Annotated in this window: 22 protein-coding genes and 1 tRNA gene; 9 read left to right on the top strand and 14 right to left on the bottom strand. The window is 70.6% G+C overall.

All coding sequences use genetic code 11. The annotated features are described in order from the left end of the window. Window positions 1–91: 91 nt before the first annotated feature. The 8 genes from QM708_RS02330 to QM708_RS02365 all read right to left on the bottom strand — a co-directional run bounded on the left by QM708_RS02330 (window position 92) and on the right by QM708_RS02365 (window position 7,468). Window positions 92–167: transfer RNA gene (locus tag QM708_RS02330), tRNA-Asn, on the bottom strand. Window positions 168–203: 36 nt separating this feature from the next. After that, window positions 204–704 carry a hypothetical protein gene (locus tag QM708_RS02335; protein WP_415104006.1) on the bottom strand — a complete coding sequence of 167 codons (501 nt, stop codon included), beginning with the start codon at window positions 702–704 and terminating at the stop codon, window positions 204–206. Between the two features lie 41 nt (window positions 705–745). After that, window positions 746–1,699, bottom strand: a complete 954-nt coding sequence (locus tag QM708_RS02340) for a sigma-70 family RNA polymerase sigma factor (RefSeq protein ID WP_415104008.1) — start codon at window positions 1,697–1,699, stop codon at window positions 746–748. A 105-nt stretch (window positions 1,700–1,804) separates the two neighbouring features. After that, on the bottom strand, window positions 1,805–3,691 hold the full coding sequence (gene dnaG, locus QM708_RS02345) for a DNA primase (RefSeq protein WP_415104010.1): 1,887 nt from the start codon (window positions 3,689–3,691) through the stop codon (window positions 1,805–1,807). Between the two features lie 21 nt (window positions 3,692–3,712). Further along, the gene (locus tag QM708_RS02350) at window positions 3,713–4,900 is read right to left on the bottom strand and encodes an ABC transporter permease (RefSeq protein ID WP_415104012.1); all 1,188 of its coding nucleotides are present in this window, start codon (window positions 4,898–4,900) and stop codon (window positions 3,713–3,715) included. Beyond that, window positions 4,897–5,628: an ABC transporter ATP-binding protein gene (locus tag QM708_RS02355; protein WP_415104014.1), complete on the bottom strand. Its 732-nt coding sequence runs from the start codon at window positions 5,626–5,628 to the stop codon at window positions 4,897–4,899. The genes QM708_RS02350 and QM708_RS02355 overlap by 4 nt, the downstream gene beginning before the upstream one ends. Further along, window positions 5,625–6,710, bottom strand: coding sequence for a peptidoglycan-binding protein (locus tag QM708_RS02360; RefSeq protein ID WP_415104015.1), 1,086 nt, complete (start codon window positions 6,708–6,710; stop codon window positions 5,625–5,627). The genes QM708_RS02355 and QM708_RS02360 overlap by 4 nt, the downstream gene beginning before the upstream one ends. Continuing rightward, window positions 6,707–7,468, bottom strand: coding sequence for a hypothetical protein (locus tag QM708_RS02365; RefSeq protein WP_415104016.1), 762 nt, complete (start codon window positions 7,466–7,468; stop codon window positions 6,707–6,709). Before QM708_RS02365 ends, QM708_RS02360 begins: the two co-directional genes overlap by 4 nt. A 144-nt stretch (window positions 7,469–7,612) precedes the next feature. Here QM708_RS02365 and QM708_RS02370 point away from each other — a divergent pair, with 144 nt between their 5' ends. Both QM708_RS02370 and QM708_RS02375 read left to right on the top strand, forming a co-directional pair. Further along, window positions 7,613–8,275, top strand: coding sequence for a response regulator transcription factor (locus tag QM708_RS02370; protein WP_415104018.1), 663 nt, complete (start codon window positions 7,613–7,615; stop codon window positions 8,273–8,275). Beyond that, window positions 8,272–9,477 (top strand): sensor histidine kinase, encoded by a 1,206-nt coding sequence (locus QM708_RS02375; RefSeq protein ID WP_415104020.1) that lies wholly within the window; start codon window positions 8,272–8,274, stop codon window positions 9,475–9,477. Before QM708_RS02370 ends, QM708_RS02375 begins: the two co-directional genes overlap by 4 nt. 61 nt (window positions 9,478–9,538) lie before the next feature. On the opposite strand, the gene QM708_RS02380 is transcribed toward QM708_RS02375, so the two are convergent. Further along, a complete protein-coding gene (locus tag QM708_RS02380; protein WP_415111232.1) occupies window positions 9,539–10,618 on the bottom strand; it encodes an HD domain-containing protein in 1,080 nt (359 codons plus the stop codon). A 134-nt stretch (window positions 10,619–10,752) separates the two neighbouring features. On the opposite strand from QM708_RS02380, the gene QM708_RS02385 reads away from it, so the two are divergent. After that, a complete protein-coding gene (locus tag QM708_RS02385; RefSeq protein WP_415104022.1) occupies window positions 10,753–11,448 on the top strand; it encodes a hypothetical protein in 696 nt (231 codons plus the stop codon). Window positions 11,449–11,466: 18 nt separating this feature from the next. Here QM708_RS02385 and dusB read toward each other — a convergent pair whose 3' ends face one another. Next, the gene (gene dusB, locus QM708_RS02390; protein WP_415104024.1) at window positions 11,467–12,618 is read right to left on the bottom strand and encodes a tRNA dihydrouridine synthase DusB; all 1,152 of its coding nucleotides are present in this window, start codon (window positions 12,616–12,618) and stop codon (window positions 11,467–11,469) included. A 110-nt stretch (window positions 12,619–12,728) separates the two neighbouring features. Between dusB and QM708_RS02395 the strand changes: the two genes are divergently transcribed. Both QM708_RS02395 and QM708_RS02400 read left to right on the top strand, forming a co-directional pair. Then, entirely contained in the window at window positions 12,729–13,937 is a 1,209-nt protein-coding gene (locus QM708_RS02395; protein ID WP_415104026.1) for an alpha-amylase family glycosyl hydrolase, read from the top strand. Between the two features lie 22 nt (window positions 13,938–13,959). After that, window positions 13,960–15,144, top strand: coding sequence for an OFA family MFS transporter (locus QM708_RS02400; protein WP_415104028.1), 1,185 nt, complete (start codon window positions 13,960–13,962; stop codon window positions 15,142–15,144). On the opposite strand, the gene recQ is transcribed toward QM708_RS02400, so the two are convergent. Together recQ and QM708_RS02410 are read right to left on the bottom strand one after the other, a co-directional pair. Further along, the gene (gene recQ / locus QM708_RS02405) at window positions 15,110–16,984 is read right to left on the bottom strand and encodes a DNA helicase RecQ (protein WP_415104030.1); all 1,875 of its coding nucleotides are present in this window, start codon (window positions 16,982–16,984) and stop codon (window positions 15,110–15,112) included. The two genes, QM708_RS02400 and recQ, sit on opposite strands and share 35 nt — an antisense overlap. Window positions 16,985–17,015: 31 nt before the next feature. Continuing rightward, window positions 17,016–17,900 carry a LysR family transcriptional regulator ArgP gene (locus QM708_RS02410; RefSeq protein ID WP_415104032.1) on the bottom strand — a complete coding sequence of 295 codons (885 nt, stop codon included), beginning with the start codon at window positions 17,898–17,900 and terminating at the stop codon, window positions 17,016–17,018. Window positions 17,901–17,980: 80 nt separating this feature from the next. Here QM708_RS02410 and QM708_RS02415 point away from each other — a divergent pair, with 80 nt between their 5' ends. Continuing rightward, window positions 17,981–18,589, top strand: a complete 609-nt coding sequence (locus QM708_RS02415) for a LysE/ArgO family amino acid transporter (RefSeq protein ID WP_415104034.1) — start codon at window positions 17,981–17,983, stop codon at window positions 18,587–18,589. Window positions 18,590–18,672: 83 nt separating this feature from the next. Here QM708_RS02415 and QM708_RS02420 read toward each other — a convergent pair whose 3' ends face one another. Further along, window positions 18,673–20,052, bottom strand: a complete 1,380-nt coding sequence (locus QM708_RS02420) for a glycine--tRNA ligase (RefSeq protein WP_415104036.1) — start codon at window positions 20,050–20,052, stop codon at window positions 18,673–18,675. 121 nt (window positions 20,053–20,173) lie between these two features. Continuing rightward, the gene (locus tag QM708_RS02425) at window positions 20,174–20,482 is read right to left on the bottom strand and encodes an antibiotic biosynthesis monooxygenase family protein (RefSeq protein WP_415104038.1); all 309 of its coding nucleotides are present in this window, start codon (window positions 20,480–20,482) and stop codon (window positions 20,174–20,176) included. Window positions 20,483–20,533: 51 nt separating this feature from the next. Between QM708_RS02425 and QM708_RS02430 the strand changes: the two genes are divergently transcribed. Genes QM708_RS02430 through QM708_RS02440 form a run of 3 tightly spaced genes read left to right on the top strand, consistent with a single transcriptional unit; the run spans window position 20,534 to window position 22,094 of the window. Continuing rightward, on the top strand, window positions 20,534–20,938 hold the full coding sequence (locus tag QM708_RS02430) for a Fur family transcriptional regulator (RefSeq protein WP_415104040.1): 405 nt from the start codon (window positions 20,534–20,536) through the stop codon (window positions 20,936–20,938). A gap of 10 nt (window positions 20,939–20,948) precedes the next feature. Beyond that, window positions 20,949–21,689, top strand: coding sequence for a DNA repair protein RecO (gene recO, locus QM708_RS02435; RefSeq protein WP_415104042.1), 741 nt, complete (start codon window positions 20,949–20,951; stop codon window positions 21,687–21,689). A gap of 9 nt (window positions 21,690–21,698) precedes the next feature. Next, complete coding sequence (locus QM708_RS02440) at window positions 21,699–22,094, top strand: hypothetical protein (protein ID WP_415104044.1); 396 nt, start codon at window positions 21,699–21,701, stop codon at window positions 22,092–22,094. Window positions 22,095–22,112 lie beyond the last annotated feature (18 nt).

Here is a 22,112-nt window from a genome sequence, read left to right on the forward strand (position 1 = left end):
GGCGCGCTTGAAGGGGCGCCTCGCTTCCACCCTGAAAACCACGAAGCGCTCCGACCGGTGTATTACCTAGTCGAAGCGCTCTGGATGGTGATGGCTCCCCCGCCTGGACTCGAACCAGGAACCTGCGGATTAACAGTCCGACGCTCTGCCAATTGAGCTACAGGGGATCGCTCGCGCGAGAAGAAACATTAGCAAAGAGTTGGTCAGAACGCATACTCGGCCCGGAGCCGGTCCAGCTCGGCCTGGACGAAGGCGATCGTCTCAGCATCCATCCGCACCCCTCGAGCCGGATGCGCGGTCCACATCAGCGGCTGGTCGGAGTCGGTCAGGTTGCGCCGTGCACTGATCGTCACGGCCTTGCCCGGACGCGGATAGACGGCGGTCTGGAACAGGAAGGTCGCCTCCACCCGCTCCTTGAACACCTCGGGAAAGCTGTTCGGCTCGGTCAACCGCACCTCGGTGCGGTCGTCGGTCGACATCCGCGTCCACCGCATGGTCTGGTTCTCGTCGTCCCAGCCGCCGGCCAGGATGTCGTGCCAGCCCAGCGGCGCCGCCTGTGTGCCCGCGATCAGCACCAGCCGGTCGTGCAGCGCCACCACCGCGCCGTCCTCGGTCCGGGCCCAGGCCAGCACGCGCGAGCTGCCTGAGCCAGGCAGGAGTGCACGGAACTCGGCGGGCAGCGGGTTGCGGGAGAACAGCTTCACGCGGCCATTGTGCCCGACCCTTCGCGCGCGGGCCTGCCGGTTCAGGCCGCCAGCAGGTCGGCGGCATTACCGGCCCGCATCAGCGTCAGCGCGGCACGATGCCGTCGGCGGATCGTCGATTCGCTGCGCCCGGTCTGCGCGGCGAGGTCGGCGTAGGTGCGCGTGGGGCGTCCGCCCACCCCGTAGAGGTGGCAGATGACGAACCGGTCGAACGGCGGTAGCCGGCGCAACAGCCTGCGCAACACCATCGGGTCGGCGCCACCGGCGTCCGCGCCGGTACCGGACGCATGCAGGTCGGGCTCCAGCGGCACCGGGGCGTCGAACGACAGCAGCATCTCGACGGTGGCCCGGGTCTCGCCTGCCTCCTCGGCGATCTCGTCGAGGCCCGGCTCGCGCCCGAGCCGGGTCATCAGGCGGGCGGTGACGGTGCGGACGTGCCGCCACTGGCGTGCCCGGCGCGCGGGCAGCCCCAGGGTGCCGAGGGCGGTGGCCGCGGCGTCCCAGACCCGCATCCGGATGCGCGGCAGGGCGCAGGTGGCGAAGTTGCCACGGGCCGGGTCGAAGCGCGGAATGGACTCCACCAGCGCGAGCATCGCCTCCTGCATCATCTCGTCCCGGTCGAGTCCGGTCCGCCCCACCGCGGCCGACGCCACCCAGCGGGCGAGCCCCACATGGTGGTCGATCAGCACCTGCTGCGCGCGGCGTCCGTCGTCGGCGATGAACTGCAACTCGACCGCGGACGCCCCCGCCGGGACGGGGAACTCGCCGGCCAAGGCGGCGTCCGCGAGCACCCCGGCCTCAATGCGGCGCAGCAGAGCCGCCTGGTCGGGGCAGGAGACGCCGGCGGCTTCGGCCACAACGGCATCGCGGAGATCGTCCGGCGCCTCGGATCCGGCGTGATCGGCGTCCGAGTCGAGGCCGGCGCGACCGAACGGTTCGCGCGGCAGTGGGGGTGCGGGGAATCGGTGGGCCGAAACGGCGGTCGTGATCGTCATGCCCCGAGCGTGCCGAGCGCGGCGACCGCCTACCATGGGGAAACGAGTTACCCACCGGCCGCATTCGGACAACACCGATCCGCCCACGCCCTTGACGACGGGCCGTCATTCCCCCAGCGCGTAGGCCTGCAGGGCGCGGCGGCGGCTCTCCAACTCCAGGAGTTGGGCGAACATCCGGTTGTAGGAGGGCTGTTCCTCGACCGGGTTGGTCCGCTGCAGCCGCGACTTGAGCGCGCCGATCTCACGCGACACCCGCCCCAGCCGCAGCCGGGCGGCGTACTCACGCGCGTAGGCGCCGGTCGGCTCACCGAGCAGCGGCTCGACCGAGAGGGACACCACCAACTGCTCCCCCACCGGGTCGGGCATCAGGTCGACGACCGCTTGCGCGAATCCGCCCAGGCGGCGGTCGGCGGACGCCGCGGCCGCGAAGACGGCCCGGTAGCTGGGGTGCTGGAAGTCGTCGCCGGTGATGCCGCCCCAATCCTCGGGGAACAGGCTCGGATGCTGCACGATCAGCTTGAGCACACCACGCTCGGTGTCCAGGCGCCGGTCGTGCGGGTCGGGCATCACCAGCATGGCGGGCTGGTCCGGCTGCGCGGCCGCCGGTTCGGACGCCTCCGCCGCGCGTTCCCGGGACTCGCGTGCGGACGTCCGCCCGCGCTCGGCGGGCACGCCGCGCCGGTTGATCAGCTGCACCTCGGCACGCACCTCGTCGGTGTCCATGCCGACCAGACCGGCGAGTTCGCGCAGGTAACCCGACACCAAGGACGAGTCCCGCACCGAGGCCACCAGCGGCGCGGCGGCGCGGACGGCGGCGAGGCGCCCGTCGGCGCGGTCGAGGTCGAACTTCTCCACGGTGTTGCGCATCACGTAGCGGTACAGCGGCACCCGGCGGGCGACCAACTCGCGCACGGCGGCGTCCCCCGAAGCGATACGCAGATCGCACGGGTCCATGCCGGTCGGCTCGATCGCCACATAGGTCTGCGCGGTGAACATCGCATCGGAGGAGAACACCTTCAGTGCGGCCGCCTGGCCGGCGGCGTCCCCGTCGAAGGTGAACACCACCTCGCCCGACAGCGCGTCGGTGGTCATCAGCCGGGCGATCATCTTGGAATGGTCCGGCCCGAACGCGGTGCCGCAGGACGCGACGGCCGTGTCGACGCCCGCGATGTGGCAGGCCATCACGTCGGTGTAGCCCTCGACGACCACCGCCTGATTCTTCTTGCCGATCGGCTGGCGGGCCAGGTCGAGACCGTAGAGGACGTGGCTCTTCTTGTACACCACCGTCTCGGGGGTGTTGAGGTACTTGGCCGGCATCCGGTCGTCGTCGTAGAGCCGGCGCGCACCGAAACCGAGCGTGGAGCGTCCGGCATCGCGGATCGGCCACACCAGCCGTCCCTGGAAGAAGTCCCAGCCGGATTCGCGGACCAGGCCGGCCTTGACCAGATCCTCTTTGGTGAACTTCTTGCCCAGCAGATGGTTGAGCAGGTCACGCCCGCCGCGCGGCGCGAAACCGACCCCGAAGTGGGCGGCGTGCTCGCGGGTGAAGCCACGCCCGTCGAGGAACACCCGCGCTTCCACCGCCTCGGGCGAGGTCAGCTGGCCGGCGAAGAACTCGGCGGCGAGCTGGTTGGCCTCCAGAATGCGCATCCGCAGCCCGGGTTCGTGCCGGACGCCGCCGTCCCCCTCGGTGTAGCGCAACTGGACGCCGCACCGGTCGGCCAGGAACTCCACCGCCTCGGTGAAACCCATGTTGTTGATCTGCTGGACGAACTTGATGACGTCGCCGCCTTCGCCGCAGCCGAAGCAGTAGTAGAAGCCCTTGGCGGGCGTGACCCGGAAGCTCGGCGTCTTCTCGTCATGGAACGGGCACAGCCCGACCAGTGCCCCGCCGCCCGCCGGCCGCAGCTGGACGAAGGAGCCGACGACTTCCTCGATCCGGGACCGCTCGCGGACCGTCTCCAAGTCCTCGGAGTGGATCAGGCCGGCCATGAGCGCAGTGTAGTGCGACTCTCAGACACTGCGGAGCGCGACGGTGGGCGACAGCCGCGCCGCCCGGACGGCCGGCTGCAGACCACCCAGAGCGCCGACGATCACCGAGACCACCGAGCCGGCCACGAGCATGTCCACCGCGAGAACGAACGGCTGCGCGTTGACCAGCGCGATCACCGCGGACACCGCGACCCCGGCGATCGCCCCGCCAACCCCTCCGATCGCCGACAAGATCGCGGCCTCCACCACGAACTGGGCCGCGACCTGACCCGGACGCGCTCCCAGCGAGCGGCGCAAACCGATCTCGCCGCGGCGCTCCATGACCGCCACCACCATGGTGTTGGCGATGCCGACACCGCCCACCAGCAGGGCGATGCCGGCCAGCGCCACCCCGAGCAGGGCGAGCGAGTCGTCGGTGGCCGCCCGTGCCTGGGCGAGGTCGGAGAGTTGGGTGACCCCCACATGGGGCCACCCCGGGCTCGCGGCGGCGGCCAGGAGATCGCTCACCTGATCGATCCGGCCGGGTTCGGCACGCACGTAGATCGCCGAGACGTCCCCGATCGTGTCACCGTCGAAGGCGTCCCGCACCCAGCGATCGCCCAGCAAGGCGGCGGTGTCGATCTCGGCGGCCAACCCGGCCGAGGAGAGGATGCCGAGCACGCCGTACCACCGCTCCCCGATCCAGACCCGGTCCCCGGCATTCCGGACGCCGAGCCGCTCGGCCGCGGTCGCGCCCAGAACGGTGACCGGCAAGCCCCGGGACGCCTCATCGAACCAGCGACCGGCGGCCAGGTCCGCACCGACGGCGTCCAGGACATCGGGACGCGCGACGGCGACGGTGATTCCCGCGCTCGCCGTCGACGGCACCAGGTCGGTGCGGTAGACCCCGAGGTTCTCCGGCGCCGTTTCGAACACGCCGACCCGCGCCACCCCGTCCTGGCGCGCGATCGCGGCGGGGGCGCTGAAGGGCAGCGGCACCGGTTCCCGGTCGGGACCCACCCCCGGCACCACCACGGCCAGATCGGCGCCCATCGCATCCAGTTGCCGCAACAGATGGGCACGGTTGGACGCCGACACGCCGGTGAGCGCGACGAGGGCGGCGATCGCGACGGCGATGCCGAGACTGGCCAGCACGGTCCGTTGCGGACGGGCGGCGACCCCACGCCATGCCGTAGTGACCACATCGGCCGGCGAGAGCCGGGTACTCATGAGCCGACCCGCTCAGGTCCGCCGGCATCAGGGGTGAGCCGGCTGATCGGGCGGCCGGCTTCAACGGCGATCCCGTCGCACAACTCGATGCGCCGGCAGAAGCGCTCGGCGACCCGCTCGTCGTGGGTGACCACGACGACGGTCGTGCCCCGGTCGGCGACACCGGCCAGCAGGGCGACCACCTCGGCGCCGGTGGCCTGATCGAGCGCACCGGTGGGCTCGTCGGCGAAGAGCACCCGCGGCCGGCGGACCAGTGCCCGCGCGATCGCGACGCGCTGCTGTTCGCCGCCGGACAACTCGCCCGGCCGGTGCGCGAGGCGTCCGGACAGCCCGACCTCGTCGAGCGCGGCGGCAGCCCGTTCCCGGCGCTCCCGGGCACGAACGCCGCTGTACAGCAGCCCGGTCGCGACATTGTCGAGGGCGGTCAAAGCGGGCATGAGGTGGAACTGCTGGAAGACGAAGCCGAGGTGCTCGGCCCGCAGCGCCGACCGTGCGCGTTCGCCCAGCGCGGCGATCTCCTCCCCCGCCACCAGCACGGACCCTTCGCTCGGCTCGTCGAGTGTGCCGAGGATCGCGAGCAGGGTGCTCTTTCCGGAGCCGGACGGCCCGACCACGGCGACCCGTTCGCCCTGGCGCAGCGCGAGGGTGGTGGGATGCAGCACCCTGATCACGGGCGGCCCGGGGTAGGTCTTGCCTGCGCCACGAAGTTCGATGACCGGGGCGCTCATCGGGCCAGCACCACCCGGTCGCCCTCGGCCAGCACCGGTCCTTCGCCGCCTTCGACCTCCGAACCGCTGGCCAGCACCTGCACGCGGGCGTCCGCCACCAGGCCGATCGCGACCGGCGTCCGTACGAACCCGTCGCCTCGCTCCACTTCGACGGCATACCCGTCGCCGGCACTGGCCAGCAGGGACGCCGCGGGCACGACCAGGGTGGGCGGCTGTTCGCCACCGCTGACGACGACGCGCACCGCGGTGCTTCCGGCGGAGGAAACAGCCTGCTGATCAGGGATGTCGACCGTCGCCGAGGGATTCGTGGTGCTCTCGCCGGTGGCGTCGGGATGCCCGCCGGGATCGATGACCGACAACCTTGCCTCGACCTGGGTGCCGTCGTTCAGCACCACCGTCACCGCGGTTCCGGCGACCAGGTCCCGGGCCTGCGCCTCGGTCAGCCGGGCGTTGGCCCGCACGGTCGTCTCGGTGTAGGTCGCCGGGCTCACTCCCCGTTCGCCGAGGCGGGCGGTCACCTGGGCGATGCGGATCCGGGGTGAGGCGGCGACGACGACACTCGACGGCGAGAACACGCCGGTCTGCTCCAGTCCGAGGCTCTTCTGCCAGGCGCGCACCGCCCGCTGGGTCGAGGCCTGGAAACGACCAGTCACCCGGCCCTTGAACCAGCCCAGGGCCGCCAGGTTCTCCTGAAGTTGCCGCACGTCGGCTCCGTCCGGCGCATCCACCGATAGCTCACGCCAGAACGGCCGCGCCCCCTGGAACAGCACCACGGAGGCTCCGTCCACCTCATAGACCTGTTCGCCTCGCCCCACCACCGCGGCGGGCGCGGGCAGCGCCGTGATCATTCCGTCCCGTTCGGGCAGCGCCACCGGGTCGCCGTAGCCGAGTTGAGCGCTCAGCCGCACCTGGCTGGTCAGTGTCACCCGTTCGACGGCGGCGGTCACCGGCTCGCGCGGCGGCTCGGTGGATACGGCTCTGCTCCGCGGCCAGAACAGCCATCCCGACGCCGCCAACGCACCGGTCAGCACCAGCACGACGAACACCCGGCGACGCCCGGCCAAGCGTCGGTGGTCCTTCACCGGTTCCCCTTCGCGATGACGGCACCGCCCTTGCCGTCCAGGACCTCTTCCAGCACGCTCGTCCAGTCGAAGCTGAGGTCGCCCGCCATCATCCAGGTCACCCCGGCCGCGGCCTGGGTGGGGCAGGCCTGAAGCAGCGCGCGAAACTCGGCTTCGCTGATGTCGAGCGGGATCGCGATGGACTGGGAGGTCTCCGCCGACGGGTCGGCCACCCAGGCGAATCCGGCATCACGGGCGCACCGCGCGAAGGCGAGTCCCGCCTGCAGCTGCTCCTGCTGCTGTTGGGCAAACGCCGGATCGTCCTGGGGGCGGTAGGCCGGTTGCTTGAAGCCCGGATACCGGGCCTCGCACCCCGCGTAAACGGTGTGCAGATCGGGATCGAGGGTGGTGAAGAAGCCGGCGTCGCTCACCGCGATCCACTCGTTCCCTTGATCGTCGCCCATCTGCAACAGCAAGGCGCTCCCGTCGGGGACCTCCAGATCAGCATTGCTCACCGTCTGGACGCGGCCGGCGGCCGGTTCGGTCTTCATGGTGCCGAGGTCGCTGCGGACCAGCACCATTCCCGACCTCTGATCGACCTGCGCTGGGGCTCCGGCCGCCTCGAGGCAGGCGACGAACAGGGTCGCGTCGCCCGCGGCGGCCGAGCTCGGCGCTGGGCGGGCGCCACCGTCCACGAGGTTCACGACAGGTGCGCCACATCCCGACAGCAGTGTGACCGCGAGGGCACCGGCGGCCCCGGCCCAAATCCTGGTATGCATGATGGTCTCCTTCCCCGGCACGACGGCCGGGCTCCTCAGGCCAGCTTCGGTGGGCGGCGGTTGGGCGCCGGTCATGGGTCGCTTGACCCGGACTTGACCGCCGAGCGGGGATGATGGAGACCACCGCACCCTGGGAGGTGGCACATGCGGGTATTGCTGGTCGAGGACGACGCCGACCTGGCCGACTCGCTCGCGGACGGGCTACGCCGCGAGGGTTATCTGGTCGAGGTGGCCCGTGACGGCGCCGCCGCGCTGGTGGCGCTGGCGCACACCGAGGCCGATCTGTTGTTGCTCGATCGCGACTTGCCCGCGCTGTCGGGCGACGCCGTCTGCCGCATCCTGCGCCAACAAGGAGAGCCGATACGCATCCTGATGCTGACCGCGGCCGGCACCCTCGACGACCGGGTCGCCGGTCTCGATCTCGGGGCCGACGACTATCTGCCCAAACCGTTCGCCTACGTCGAGTTGCTGGCCCGGATGCGCGCGCTCGGACGCCGCACCGCGGAGGGCGGAACGGTGCTGGAGGCGTCCGGCGTGCGCGTCGACACCGTGCGCAGGATCGCCGAGCGTGACGGCGTCCCGTTGCGGCTGACCCGCAAGGAGTACGGCGTCCTGGAATGCCTGCTCACGGCACGGGGTGGCTGGGTGGAGCCGGGCGAACTGCTCGACGACGTGTGGCCGGACGCCGAGGAACGCAACCGCGGCGTGGTCAAGGCCGCAGTGCACACGCTGCGCCGCAAGCTCGGCCACCCCGACCCGATCGACAGCGCCCCCGGCCGCGGCTACCGGATCGGGACCGGAGCATGACCCGGCGCTGGGGCTTCCACGAACGGCTGACGGCACTGATCGCCGGCGTCTTCATCATCGGCGGTGCGGTGCTGCTCACCGTCCAGTACGTGCTGGTGCACCAGCTGCTCACCTCGGGAGTCGCCACCATCACGGCCGGCGGCGCCTCTCCCGGCGCTCCCACACCGGACATCTTCCAGGTCGACGTCATCGATGTGCCCGGCCCCGAGGACTTCACCGGCTCACAGGAGGCCAGCTGGGAGCTGACCGTGCTGACCACGAGCCATCTCTCCCAGGAGGTGCTGTCGGCGCTGCTGGGCTGGTCGGTGGTGATCCTGGTGCTGTTCGCCGGTCTGGCCGTGCTGGCTGCGCGCTGGTTGTCGCAGCGCTCGCTGGGCCGCATCACACACATCACGGCGACCACCCGCGCGATCACCCGCGACGACCTTCACCGCCGCCTCGAGCTGCCCGGTCCCGTCGATGAGATCAAAGAGCTCGGCGACACCATCGACGACATGCTCGACCGTCTCGAGGAGGCCTTCACCCGGCAGGAGCAGTTCGTCGCGGCGGCCTCCCACGAACTACGGACGCCGCTGACCGCCACCCGCGCCGCCCTGGAGATCCCGCTGGAGCAGGGTCGCTTCGAGGCCGGCGTCGAACCGGCCGTACGCCGCGCCCTGGCCGCCAACGCCCGGAGCGAGAGCCTGATCGCCGCCCTACTCACCCTCGCCCGCACCACCGGCGACCCGGCCCCTGCCGAGGGCAGGCCGGTCGACCTCACTGCCCTCGTTCAGGCAGCCGTCACCGAGCGCGCCCCGGACGCCGAGCGCCGGGGACTGCGCACCACGGTCACCGGCGGCACGGTGGGGGCCGTCGTCGATCCCACCCTGGCCACCATGCTGATCGGCAACCTGGTGGAGAACGCGATCCGGCACAACCTCGACGGCGGCGAGATCCGGGCGGAGGTCCTCGGTGACGGAACCGGCGCCGTCCTCGTCCTCGGCAATGACGGACGCCTGCTCACCCAGGCCGAGACGGCCCGCCTCACCGAGCCGTTCCATCGCGGCGATCGCACCCGTATCGCCGGCCCGGGGGCCGGGCTCGGGCTGACGCTCGCCGAGGCGATCACCCGGCGGCTCGGCGGCGTCTTGCTCCTTCGGCCACGCGAGGGCGGCGGGCTGACCGTAGAACTGCGATTGCCCGCGACCACGAACGCGGTGTGACCGCCCGCGGAAACGTGATCGCGCCGCGATTCCCTCGGCCTGGCCGGCTCCCTCGCCTGGATCAGGCGCCGCGGCCGATGCCCTTCGGGACGCGTTCGGCGTCCCAGCCCAACAGGAACTCGGCCTGCTCGAACGCGAACCGGTCGGTCATGCCGCCCACATAGGTAACCGCGGTGCGCACTCGGTCGGCCTCGGCGAGGGACTCGTATTCCTCGGGCATGGCGCCGGGATGCTCGCAGTAGTACTCGACCAGCCCGCGCAGCACGTCGATGACGGCGTCCGACTGTGCGACCGATTCGGGCCGGGTGTAGATCCGCTCATAGTTGAACGTGCGCATCCCGGCCAGGGCGGCGCCCACCTCGGCGTCCATGCCGATGACGCCGGTCTCGGCGACCGTGGTCAGGATCGAGCGGACGAAGGTGGCCAGTTGCTCGCGGCGGGTGCCGCCGACCACACCGACGATGTCGCGCGGCAGGTCGTCGACCGTGACCAGGCCGGCGTGCACGGCGTCCTCGAAGTCGTGCGCGCAATAGGCGATCCGGTCGGCCCAGCTGACCAACTCCCCCTCCAGCGTGAACGGCGCCGGGCGCGACCAGGAGTGGTTGCGGATGCCGTCGAGGGTTTCGGCGCACAGGTTCAGCGGAACGAGCACGACGTCGGAGCCCCAGGTCGCATGGTCGTAACCGCCGGGGATGAACGCATCGAAGGCCTCCTCGGACGCGTGCCCGCCCGGCCCGTGCCCGCAGTCGTGGCCGAGCGCCATCGCGTCCGCGAGCGTCACGTTCACCCCGAGCCCGCGGGCCAGCGAGGTCGCCACCTGGGCCACCTCGAGCGCGTGCGTGAGCCGGGTGCGCTGGTGGTCGGTCGGGAACACCGTCACCTGCGTCTTGCCGGCCAGGCGCCGGAAGGCCGCCGAGTGCACGATCCGGTCCCGGTCGCGCTCGAAACAAGTGCGCTCAGGGTCAGGTTCCTCGGCCAGGGCCCGGTTGCCGGCTCCCTCGGCCAGCGCGGCCCCCGGCGTGAGCAGTAACCGTTCGCGCTCCTCGCGTGCCTCACGGCCCACCACTCCGCGCGGCAAGCGCAGGCGCGCGTCCGAGTCGCGGTGGGCTCGCACGATCGCTCCGTCGCCATGACCGGCCATCGTGGACGCCCAGGCGACGGTCCGTGGTTTGAGCGAGTCCGTCATGGAGCCATTGTCGCGTGTCGCATCCCGGACCGGCACCGGCCCACGCCCCGTAGGATGGACGCGACCCCACACGAAGGACGCGCCTGACCATGAGCGAGCAGAATCCCACCCCGCAGGACCACGGCACCACGCCCCAGCAGAACGAGGCCTACCCCGCGCAGAGCTACCCCCAGCAAAGTGGCTACCCCCAGGACTACCAGCAGCAGGGTCAGTACGCGCAGGGCCAGTACCCCCAGGGCTATCCGCAGCAGGGCCAGTACGCGCAGTATCCGCCCCAAGGTCAGTACCCCCAGCAGGGCCAGTACCCCCAGGGGTACGGACAGCCCGGCTACGATCCCCAGGCCCAGCAGGCCTACCCCGGCTACCCGGGCTACCCCGCGCAGCCACAATGGGACGCCACGCCCGCTCCGGAGAACACCAAGCTCGGCCTGATCGCCCTGATCGTGATCGTGATCGCCGCGGTGGTGCTCACGGTGATGGCCTACCTGATCGGCGACCGCAGCGGGGCCTTCGTCGCTGACTACGGCATCGACGCCGTATCCAACCTCGATATGAACGACCCCGCCGTGATCGCGTTGAGCCAGAACGCCATGGGCCTCTCGAACGCCGCCTTCGCCGCCATGGCCGTCGGCTTCGTCGGCTGGGTGATGGCCATCGTCGCCACCGTGCGCCGTACCGGACGTCGCTTCGGCATCTGGGGCATCATCCTCGGCATTCTCGCTCCGGTCGTCGCTTTCGGGGCCATGATCGCCGCCATGATGCCCTACATGGCCGTCATTTCCTGATCACGCGTCGCGGACCTGTCAGCCGCCGGACACATCCGATTCGGCGGCTGACAGGTCCTCCTCGCCGATCTCGCGGCTCTCAAGCCAGCCGTGCGGGAGCGTCACGTGCGCGCGGGGTGAACCCTGGCGTCCGCGCGGAATCCCTGCCTCGCTGGGCGGGTAGGTCGCGTCGGGGTCGAGGCGGGCGAGCAGCGCGTCCAGTTCGGCGAAACTGCTGACCAGCCCGAGCCCGCGGCGGATCTCGCCGCCTACCGGGAAGCCCTTGAAGTACCAGGCCATGTGCTTGCGCAGATCGGTGAGGCCATGCCGTTCGCCGTGGATGCCGGCGAGCAGTTCGGCGTGCCGGCGCAGCATCGCGGCCACCTCGCCGAGCTTCGGGTAGGGCTGCGGCGTCCGGCCGTCGAAAGCGTCGGCGAGGTCGCGGAACAGCCACGGACGCCCCAGGCAGCCGCGTCCGATCACCACGCCCGCGGCGCCGGTCTGTTCGACCATGGCGAGCGCGTCACAGGCCTCCCAGATGTCGCCGTTGCCGAGCACCGGGATGCTCACGGCGTTCACCAGTGCCGCGATGTGCTCCCAGCGCGCCTGGCCCGAGTAGGCCTGCTGGACGGTGCGCGCGTGCAGCGCGATGGCGGCCACACCGGCGTCCTGCGCGATCCGGCCCGCGTCCAGGTAGGTGAGATGGTCCTCGTCGATGCCCATCCGGGTCTTGACGGTGACCGGGACGCCGTGCGCGTCGGCGGCCTTGACGGTGCGGGTCAGGATGGCGGCCAGCCGGTCGGTCTTCCACGGCAGCGCGCCGCCACCGCCGCGCCGGGTCACCTTGGGCACCGGGCAACCGAGATTGATGTCGATGTGGTGGACGCCGAACTCGCCGCACAGGATGTCGGCGGCGCGGGCCATCACGCCGGCGTCCACGCCGTAGAGCTGCACCGAGCGGACCGCCTCGCCGGGCGCGAACTCGAGCATCTGGAAGGTCTTGGGGATGCGCTCGACGATGCCGCGCGAGGTGATCATCTCGCACACGTACAGCCCGGCGCCCTGCTCGGCGCACAGCTGCCGGTAGGACAGGTTGGTGATGCCGGCCATCGGAGCGAGCACCACGGGCGTGCCGACCTCGACCGTCCCCCCGCAGGGAGCGGTCAATCGCAGGCCCGGATACGTCGACACGACGGGTGAGTCTACCTGGCCGCTGCCGCCCGGTTCGCGCGGCGGGTCGCGCGGACGCGTGGCACCGGGGTGTAGCGTCGATTCAATCCGTTTCGCGTGGGAGGAGCACGATGAGCCTGGTCGACACCGCAATCTGGTGGCAGGTCTACCCCCTGGGTGCGCTGAACGCCCCGATCCGCGAGCCCGAGGAGGGAGTGCACCACCGGTTGCGTGCGCTGGACCCCTGGCTTGACTACGTGGTCGAACTCGGCTGCTCGGGGCTGCTGCTCGGCCCCATCTTCGCCTCCACCTCGCATGGCTACGACACGCTCGACCACTACCGGATCGATCCGCGCCTGGGCGATGAGGCCGACTTCGACCACTTCGTCGACGGCTGCCGTGCCCGCGGCCTGTCGATCATGCTCGACGGCGTGTTCAACCATGTCGGAGCCCAGCACCCCTGGGTCGCCGAGAACAGCCCGCTGCTGAAGCGGATCGACGGCCAACTCGCCGGCTGGGAGGGGCACGGCGACCTGGTCGAACTCGACCACCGCAACCCCGCCGTCGCCGACGAGGTGACCGCGATCATGCTGCACTGGCTGCGCCGCGGCATCGCCGGCTGGCGCCTCGACGTGGCTTATGCGGTGCCGAGTGCGTTCTGGGCCGAGGTCACCGACCGTGTGCGCGCCGAGTTTCCCGAGGCGATCTTCCTCGGCGAGGTGATTCACGGCGACTATGCGGCGCTGGCCCGCAACGGCCATCTCGACTCGATCACCGCCTACGAGCTGTGGAAGGCCGGCTGGAGTTCGATCGCCGACAAGAACTTCTTCGAGCTGGCGCACGCGTTGCGCCGGCATGCCGAGTTCTCCGCCGCTCATGTGCTCAACACGTTCAGCGGCAACCACGATGTCGACCGGATAGCGTCCCTGGCCGGCATGGAGGGCGCGGCCGTGGCCGCTGCGGCGCTGTTCATGCTGCCGGGCATGCCGAGCGTGTACTACGGCGACGAACAGGCGTTCACCGGAACCCGGCACACCGGCTACCACGCCGACGACGCCGTCCGCCCACCGTTGCCGCCCCGGCCCTCGGACCTGTTCCCCACTGGCGCCTGGCTGCACGCGGTGTACCAGCACCTGATCGGGATGCGCAGGCGCCACCCGTGGCTCAGCCGGGCACGGATCGAGGTGGCCGAGAACACCAACACGACGATCACCTGGCGCTGCACCGCGCGCGCCGCCGACATCGCGGCGGCGCCTTTCGTGGACGTGACCCTGACCCTGGATCCGGCCGGTGTCACCCTGGTGTTCTCAGACGGAGAGCGCTGGTCCTGGGCACCCTGATTTCTACGACAGACTGTCGTACATGCGTTGGTTGGCCCTGGTAGGCGGAGTCCTTGTTCAGATCGTCCTCGGTGGCGTGTACGCGTGGAGCCTGTTCGGACGGGCCCTGCAATCGCCGGAGTCGATGGGGCTCAGCCACGTGCTCGCCTCGGTGCCCTTCGAGGCCGCGATCGGGATGATCTTCGTGGGCGCCTCGATCGGCGGACGCCTGCAGGATCGCAGCAGCCCGCGCGTGGTGGCCCTGATCGGCACCGCGCTCTACGGTGCCGGCATCATGCTGGCCTCGTTTGCCCGCACCGCAGATGACTACTGGCTGCTGGTGCTCGGCTATGGCCTGATCGGCGGGTTCGGGCTGGGCGTGGCCTACATCGTGCCGGTGGCGCTGTTGCAGAAGTGGTTCCCGGCCCGCGCCGCGGTGGTCACCGGCCTGGCCGTCGGCGGGTTCGGTTTCGGCGCGACGATCACCTCCCCGGTCGCCCAGCACCTCATCGACCAGGCCCCGCAGGATCCCGCCGGCGCCTTCCGCGTCCTCGGCCTGGTGTACCTGATCGCCGGCCTGCTGGGATCGGCGCTGATGTTCAGCCCGCCCGCGACCGGGGCGAAGGCACGCCGCGAGGACGACTTCACCGTCGCGGCGGCCTTGCGCACCCCGCAGTGGTACCTGCTGACCGGCACCCTCACCGTCGCGGTGATCGCCGGTATCGCGCTGATCTCGATGATGGCCGGAGCCGCGGTGGACGTCGCCGGGCTCAACGCGGGCGCCGCGGCGGGTGCGGTCGGCGTCCTGGCCTTGTTCAACGGCGGCGGGCGGATTTTGTGGGCCGCCGTCGCGCAGCGCGTCGGACAACTGCCTGTCCTCACCGTCATCCTGGTGATCGAAGGCGCCGCGCTGCTGGTGCTGCCGCACACGAGGGGGATGTGGTTCCTCGCCCTCGCGGCGCTGGTCTACCTGTGCTACGGCGGCGCGTTCGGCACCATGCCGTCCGCCGCCGGGCGCTTCTTCGGCCTCTCCCACGCCGGCGCCATCTATGGCCTGATGCTGGTGGGCTGGAGCCTGGGCGGGGTGGTCGGACCACTGCTGGCCTCCTCGCTGGTGGGCGAAACCGGCAACTACACGCTGGCGTTCAGCGTGATCGGTGCCCTTGCGGTCGCCGGCGTGCTGTTGCCGCTGGTCACCCGTCCGCCGAAGAAGCCGGTTGCACCGTGACCACGGCCAGCACCGCGTCGCCGTAGGTCTCCAGCTTCTTCGCCCCCACTCCGCTGATCGTGAACAACTCCTCGGGGGTGGACGGCCGGTGCTGGGCGATCGCGGCCAGCGTGGTGTCGGGGAAGACCACGTAGGCCGGCACGGACGCCGCCCGCGCGGTCTCCGCGCGCCAGGAGCGCAGCCGCTCGAACAGTTCACGATCCTCGTCGGTTAATTCGCTCGCCGCGGCGGACGCCTTCACGCCGGCCCCCGTGCCGGAGGCCGTCCGCTTGCGGGTGGCCCCGGCCCGGACCACGGCGTCCTCGCGCAGCGGCACCGTCTGTTCGCCGCGCAGCACCGGCCAGGACGCCTCGGTGACCACCAGGGTGTGGTGCCCGTCGGACGACACGGCCAGCAGCCCGGCCGCGAGCAGCTGGCGCACCACCGCCCGCCATTGCAGTTCGCTGAGTTCGGTGCCGATGCCGAAGGTGCTCAGCTCGTCGTGGTGCCACTGCTCGACGCGGGCGGTGCGGCATCCGAGCAGGATGTCGATCAGCTGGCCCGCGCCGAAGCGCTGGTTGCGTTCGCGTTTGAGCCGGACCACCGTGGAGAGCAGCTTCTGGGTGGCGACCGTGCCGTCCCAGGGCGTCGGCGGGTGGAGGCAGGTGTCGCAGTTGCCGCACGGCTCGCTGGTCTCGCCGAAGTAGTCCAGCATCAGCTGGCGCCGGCAACGCAGCGTCTCGCACAGGCCGAGCATCGCATCGAGATGCTGGCCGAGCAGGCGTTTATGCGCGGCGTCCCCCTCGGAACCCTCGATCATCTGCCGCTGCTGGACGACATCGGCCAGGCCGTAGGCCATCCAGGCGGTGGCGGGCAGGCCGTCGCGGCCGGCGCGGCCCGTCTCCTGGTAATAGCCCTCGATGCTGCGCGGCAGGTCGAGGTGCGCGACGAACCGGACGTCGGGTTTGTCGATGCCCATGCCGAATGCGATGGTCGCCACCATCACGATGCCGTCGCCTTGCAGGAACCGCGACTGATGGGCGGCCCGGACGCCGGCGGGCAGCCCCGCGTGGTAGGGCAGGGCCTCGATTCCCTCGTTGACCAGGGATGCGGCCGTGGACTCGACCGACTTGCGGCTGAGGCAGTAGACGATGCCGGCGTCGCCGTCATGCTCGGTGCGGATCAGCGAGACCAGCTGTTTCAGCGGCTGCTGCTTGGGCTCGATCCGGTAGCGGATGTTGGGCCGATCGAAGCTGGCCACGAAGGTGCGGGCCTCAGCCAGGCCGAGGCGTTCGGCGATCTCACGCCGGGTGGCCGGGGTGGCGGTCGCGGTCAGCGCGACCCGCGGCACGCTCGGCCAGCGCTGCCCGAGCACGGAGAGCTTGAGGTACTCGGGGCGGAAATCGTGGCCCCATTGCGAGACACAGTGCGCCTCGTCGATCGCGAACACCGCCAGCTGAACCCGGTCGAGGAACTCCTGGGTGCGCGGCAGATCGAGGCGTTCGGGCGCCAGGTAGAGCAGGTCGAGCTCACCGGCGAGCGCCAGCTGCTCGGTGAGGCGCTGCTGGTCATGGCTCTGGGTCGAGTTGAGGAAGCCGGCCCGGACGCCGAGGTTCTCCAGGGCGGTCACCTGGTCGTGCATCAGCGCGATCAGCGGCGAGATCACCACACCCACCCCGGGGCGGACCATCGCCGGGATCTGGTAGCACAGCGACTTGCCGCCGCCGGTCGGCATCAGCACGATCGCGTCGTGGCCGGTGGCCACGTGCTCGATGATCGCGGCTTGTTCCCCTCGGAAATCGTCATAGCCGAAGGTGGTGCGCAGCACGTCGAGCGGGGTGAGTTCGGGCACGAGGGTCATCGTATGCGCCGTCACCGACAGTCCGGCGCGGTCAGCGATGCAGGGACCGGGCGGCGCCCTCGCGGACGGCGGCGGCGACGGCGTCCAGGCTCGGCGTGCGCAGCGACCATTGTTGCCACGACAGCCGGACATCGTGGACACCCAGGCAGCTTCCCGGGATCTCGGAAAGCTCGACGCCGTCCCAGGGGCGGCCCTCCAGGTCGGGCAGCATGCCCCAGCCGTAGCCGAGGCGAACCGCCTCGGAAAACTGGGTGCTGGCAGGGACGGTGTGCCACGGCGTCCGGCCCCACGGCACGCCCGCCTCGGCGAGCCGGTCGATCTGCAGCCGGTCGCGTTCGTCGAAGACGACCACCGGGGCACGCCGGAGCGCCTCGGGCGTGACCCCGTCGGCGAACCACCGGGCGGCGAACGCGGCGGACGCCACCGGCCGGTAGCGCATCGCGCCCAGCGGCTCGACCGTGCACCCCTGCACCGGCGTCCGCTCGGTGGTGACCGCGGCCATCGCGGTGCCGTCGCGGAGCAGGTCGGCGGTGTGCCCCTCGTCCTCGCGCAGGAAGGTGATCCGGATCCCGGCGGCCACCCCGGCCAAGGCCGGCATCACCCAGGTGGCGAGCGAGTCGGCGTTCACGGCCAGGCGCACCTCGGGCATCAGCTCGGCAGGCGCGCTCAGCGCCGCATCGGCGTCCGCGGCCAGCGCCTGCATCTGCCGGGCGAGCAACAGCACCGGACGCCCGGCATCCGTCGGCTCGACCGGACGGGTGCGCTTGAGCAGCACCGCGCCCACCGCGCGTTCGAGGGCTTTGAGTCGCTGGCTGACCGCCGAAGGCGTCAGGTGCAGCGCACGCGCGGCGGCCTCCAGCGTGCCGTGGTCGACGACCGCGGCCAGAGCGCGGAGTTGGGGCAGGTCCCAGTCCATCGGCCTATATTAAGCGTTGCTAAGCATTCTGTAGAAACGTTCGCTGGACTGGTGATCGGCGCGGGCCTACGGTCGTACCCGTGCTCACCACCGCCCTGTCCGGATTCGGATTCTCGCTCAGCCTCATCGTCGCCATCGGCGCCCAGAACGCGTTCGTGATGCGCCAGGGACTGCGCCGCGAGCACGTCGGCGTCGTGGTGGCGATCTGCGCCCTCAGCGACGCGCTGCTGATCGCGCTCGGCACCGCCGGGATCGGGGCGTTGATCGCCGACAACTCCACCCTGCTGACCGTCGTCACGATCGTGGGCGCGGCCGTCCTGCTCGGCTATGCCTTCATCGCCGCGCGCCGGGCGGCGCGTCCGCAAGCGCTGGTCATCGAGGGCGCGAACGAGCCCGGACGCCTGCTGCCGGTGGCGCTGACCTGCCTCGCCCTCACCTGGCTCAACCCGCACGTCTACCTCGACACCCTGGTGCTGCTCGGGTCGATCGCGTCCACCTACGCCTCCCCCTGGGCGTTCGCCGGCGGCGCCATCGCCGGCAGCCTGATCTGGTTCACCGCACTCGGCTTCGGCGCCACCAAGCTGCGCCCACTGTTCGCCCAACCCTCCGCCTGGCGCATCTTCGACCTCGCCGTCGCCGCCATCATGGTCGCGGTCGCCGCTTCACTGCTGCGAGGCCTGTTCGGCTGACGCGGAGGCGCAAGCGATCAGGACATGCGCACGGCGGCCCACCCGAAGGTGAACCGCCGTGCGGCGTCCGGCTCAGCAGCTTGTCAGCAGCCGATCAGGCGCGCACCCAGGTAGGAGACGACCTCATCGAGGGCGACCCGCTCCTGCGCCATCGTGTCGCGCTCGCGGATGGTGACCGCGTTGTCGTCGAGGGTGTCGAAGTCGATCGTCACGCAGTACGGGGTGCCGATCTCGTCCTGGCGGCGGTAGCGGCGCCCGATCGCCTGGGCGTCGTCGAACTCGACGTTCCAGTACTTGCGCAGCTCGGCGGCCAGCTCGCGCGCCTTCGGCGACAGCTTCTCGTTGCGCGACAGCGGCAGCACGGCCACCTTGACCGGGGACAGCCGCGGATCGAGCTTGAGCACCGTGCGGGTGTCGAAACCGCCCTTGGCGTTGGGTGCCTGCTCCTCGGTGTAGGCCTCGACCAGGAACGCCATCAGCGAACGGGTCAGGCCGGCGGCCGGCTCGATCACGTAGGGGACGTAGCGCTCGTTCTTGGCCTGGTCGAAGTAGGACAGGTCCTGGCCCGAGTGCTTCGAATGCGTGCCCAGGTCGAAATCGGTGCGGTTGGCGACGCCCTCCAGCTCGCCCCAGCCGTCACCGCCGGTGAAGCCGAAGTCGTACTCGATGTCGACGGTGCGCTTGGAGTAGTGCGACAGCTTCTCCTTCGGGTGCTCGTACAGGCGCAGGTGCTCCGGATCGATACCCAGGTCGACGTACCAGTCCTTGCGGGCGTCGATCCAGTGCTGGTGCCATTCCTCGTCGGTGCCCGGCTCGACGAAGAACTCCATCTCCATCTGCTCGAACTCGCGGGTGCGGAAGATGAAGTTGCCCGGCGTGATCTCGTTGCGGAAGCTCTTGCCGACCTGGCCGATGCCGAACGGCACCTTCATCCGCGAGGTCTGCTGCACGTTGGCGAAGTTGATGAAGATGCCCTGGGCGGTCTCGGGGCGCAGGTAGTGCAGACCCGACTCGTCCTTGATGACACCGAGATGGGTCTCCAGCATCATGTTGAAGTCGCGCGGCTCGGTGAAACGGCCCAGCGTGCCGCACTCGGGGCAGTTGATCTCTTCGAGGCCGGCCGGCTTGCGGCCCTTCTTGAACTCGAACGCCTCCTCGAGTTGGTCGGCGCGGAACCGCTTGTGGCAGCTCAGGCACTCGGTCAGCGGATCGGAGAACACGCCCACGTGGCCCGAGGCCACCCACACCTGCCGGGGCAGGATGATCGAGGAGTCGACGCCCACCACGTCGGGACGGTTCTGGACGACCGCCTTCCACCACTGCCGCTTGATGTTCTCCTTGAGCTCAACGCCGTAGGGGCCGTAGTCCCAGGCAGCCCGGGTGCCGCCGTAGATCTCTCCGCAGGGGTACACGAAGCCGCGGCGCTTCGTGAGACTGATGACGTTGTCGAGCTTGCTGGCCATGCGACCTGATGCCTCCTTGTCGGCGGGGGGTGCCCGGCCGGCATCCCCTGAACCCGGCAACCCTATCCTTGACCGGCGTCCCGGACTAAACCGCGTCCGGACGCCCGCGTCGCGTCCGCCGTCACAGATCCCGCGGCAGGTTGAACCCGACCTGGGAGGCGTCGTCGTAGGCGCTCGGCTCGTCGATGGCCTCGCTCAGCAGCGGGACCAGCACGATCTTCGCCTCGTAGCCGTTGAAGCCGCGCCGGTAGGAACCGACGTTCTGCCACACGGTCGCGATCGCCCACAGGTCCGGTTCGTCCAGGTTGCGCACCAGTTCGGCCGACAGGTTTCCCGGCCGCGTCCGGAAGAACGCGACGGCGGCGTCCGCACGTTCGATGAAGGACGCCTCGGCGTCCGCCGCGACGCGGAAACGACTGAAGGCCAGCATGCGGCCCACACTAGCGCCGCTGGGTAAGCTGAACGGGATCAAGGAGGCCCGATGAGCAGCAGCGCACCCCAACGTCAGACGCGTCAGCGCACGACGATCGCCGAGGTGCTCGGCGAGCTCGACGAGTTCAAGTCAGCCCAAGACATTCACGACATCCTGCGCCACCGCGGCCATTCGGTGGGCCTGGCGACCGTCTACCGCAACCTGCAGTCGCTGGTGGAGGCCGAGCGCGTCGACGTGGTCCGGACGCCTGATGGCCAGGCCACCTATCGCGCCTGCGGCGAGGCCACGCATTCGCACCACCATCATCTGGTCTGCCGCTCCTGCGGGCGTGCCGTCGAGATCGAGTTCGAGGGCGTCGAGGATCGCATCACCGCGCTCGCTGCCGAGAACGGCTTCACCGGCGTCGATCACTCGATCGAGGTGCACGGGTTGTGCGCCGCCTGCTCCGCCTGAACCGGCACCGATGCCCACCTATCGCGACGAGGCTGTCGTGCTGCGCACGCAGAAACTCGGCGAAGCGGACCGGATCATCACCCTCCTGTCGCGCCGCCACGGCAAAGTACGGGCGGTGGCCCGCGGCGTCCGGCGCACCAAGTCGAAGTTCGGCGCCCGGCTGGAACCCTTCACGCATGTCGACCTGCAGCTGGCCACCGGGCGCACCCTCGACGTGATCACCGAGGCGGTCACGCTGCACGCCTGGTCGGAGCCGCTGTGCACCGACTACCCGCGCTACACGGTGGGCCAGGTGATGCTAGAGACCGCCGACCGGCTCGTCTCGATCGAACACGAGCCGGCGCTTCCGCAGTTCCAGTTGCTCACCGGGGCGTTGAACGCCCTTGTCACCGGCACCTCGGACGGCCCACGCCCGGCCCCCCTGGTGATGGACGCCTACTTGCTGCGCGCGGTCGCCACCGCCGGCTTCGCGCCCAGCCTGGACCAGTGCGCCTCCTGCGGAACCGACGGTCCGCACGACTATTTCTCACCCTCGGCGGGCGGAGTCGTCTGCCGGCGCTGTCGTCCGCCCGGCACCGCGCTGGTCCGGCCCTCGACCCTCGCACTGCTGTCGGCCCTGATCAGCGGGGATTGGCCCGCGACCCGCGAGGCGCACCCCACCGACCAGCGCCAGGCGTCCGGTCTGGTCGCCGCCTTCGTAGGCTGGCATCTCGACCGCGGCCTGCGCACCCTGGAGCACGTCGACCGATAGGGGTTCCCGATGAGTTGGAGTGTCTGCGAGGCGGTTCGTGCCCTGGCCCAGCGCGTCCTCGACGAGGCCGGGGCCAGGCCGCCTTGGCGGGTGGCGTCCGTCGTGTCGCAGACCGAAGATGACCCGTGGGACGGCGAGACGATCCGGCACACCTACGCGGAGTTCATCAACGCCGACGGCGCTTGCGGCGGCCTTCCCACCTTCACCGGTGACGATCTGGCCGACGACGGTGCCGCGAACTCCTTCGTCGACCAGGTGTACGCCCTGATCATCGAAGAAACCCACGGTGCGACGTTCCGGCCCTGCCCCGGCCATGTCCACCCGAGTTGGCCAGAATTCATCGACGGTGATCTGCGCTGGTACTGCCCGCGCGACCACGACCACACTCCCGGCGGGCAGGGCTGACGCTTCCACCGACGCGAG

Origin of the sequence: Propioniciclava sp., from assembly GCF_047602245.1 — a bacterium.
In the GTDB taxonomy this organism is placed as follows: domain Bacteria; phylum Actinomycetota; class Actinomycetes; order Propionibacteriales; family Propionibacteriaceae; genus Propioniciclava.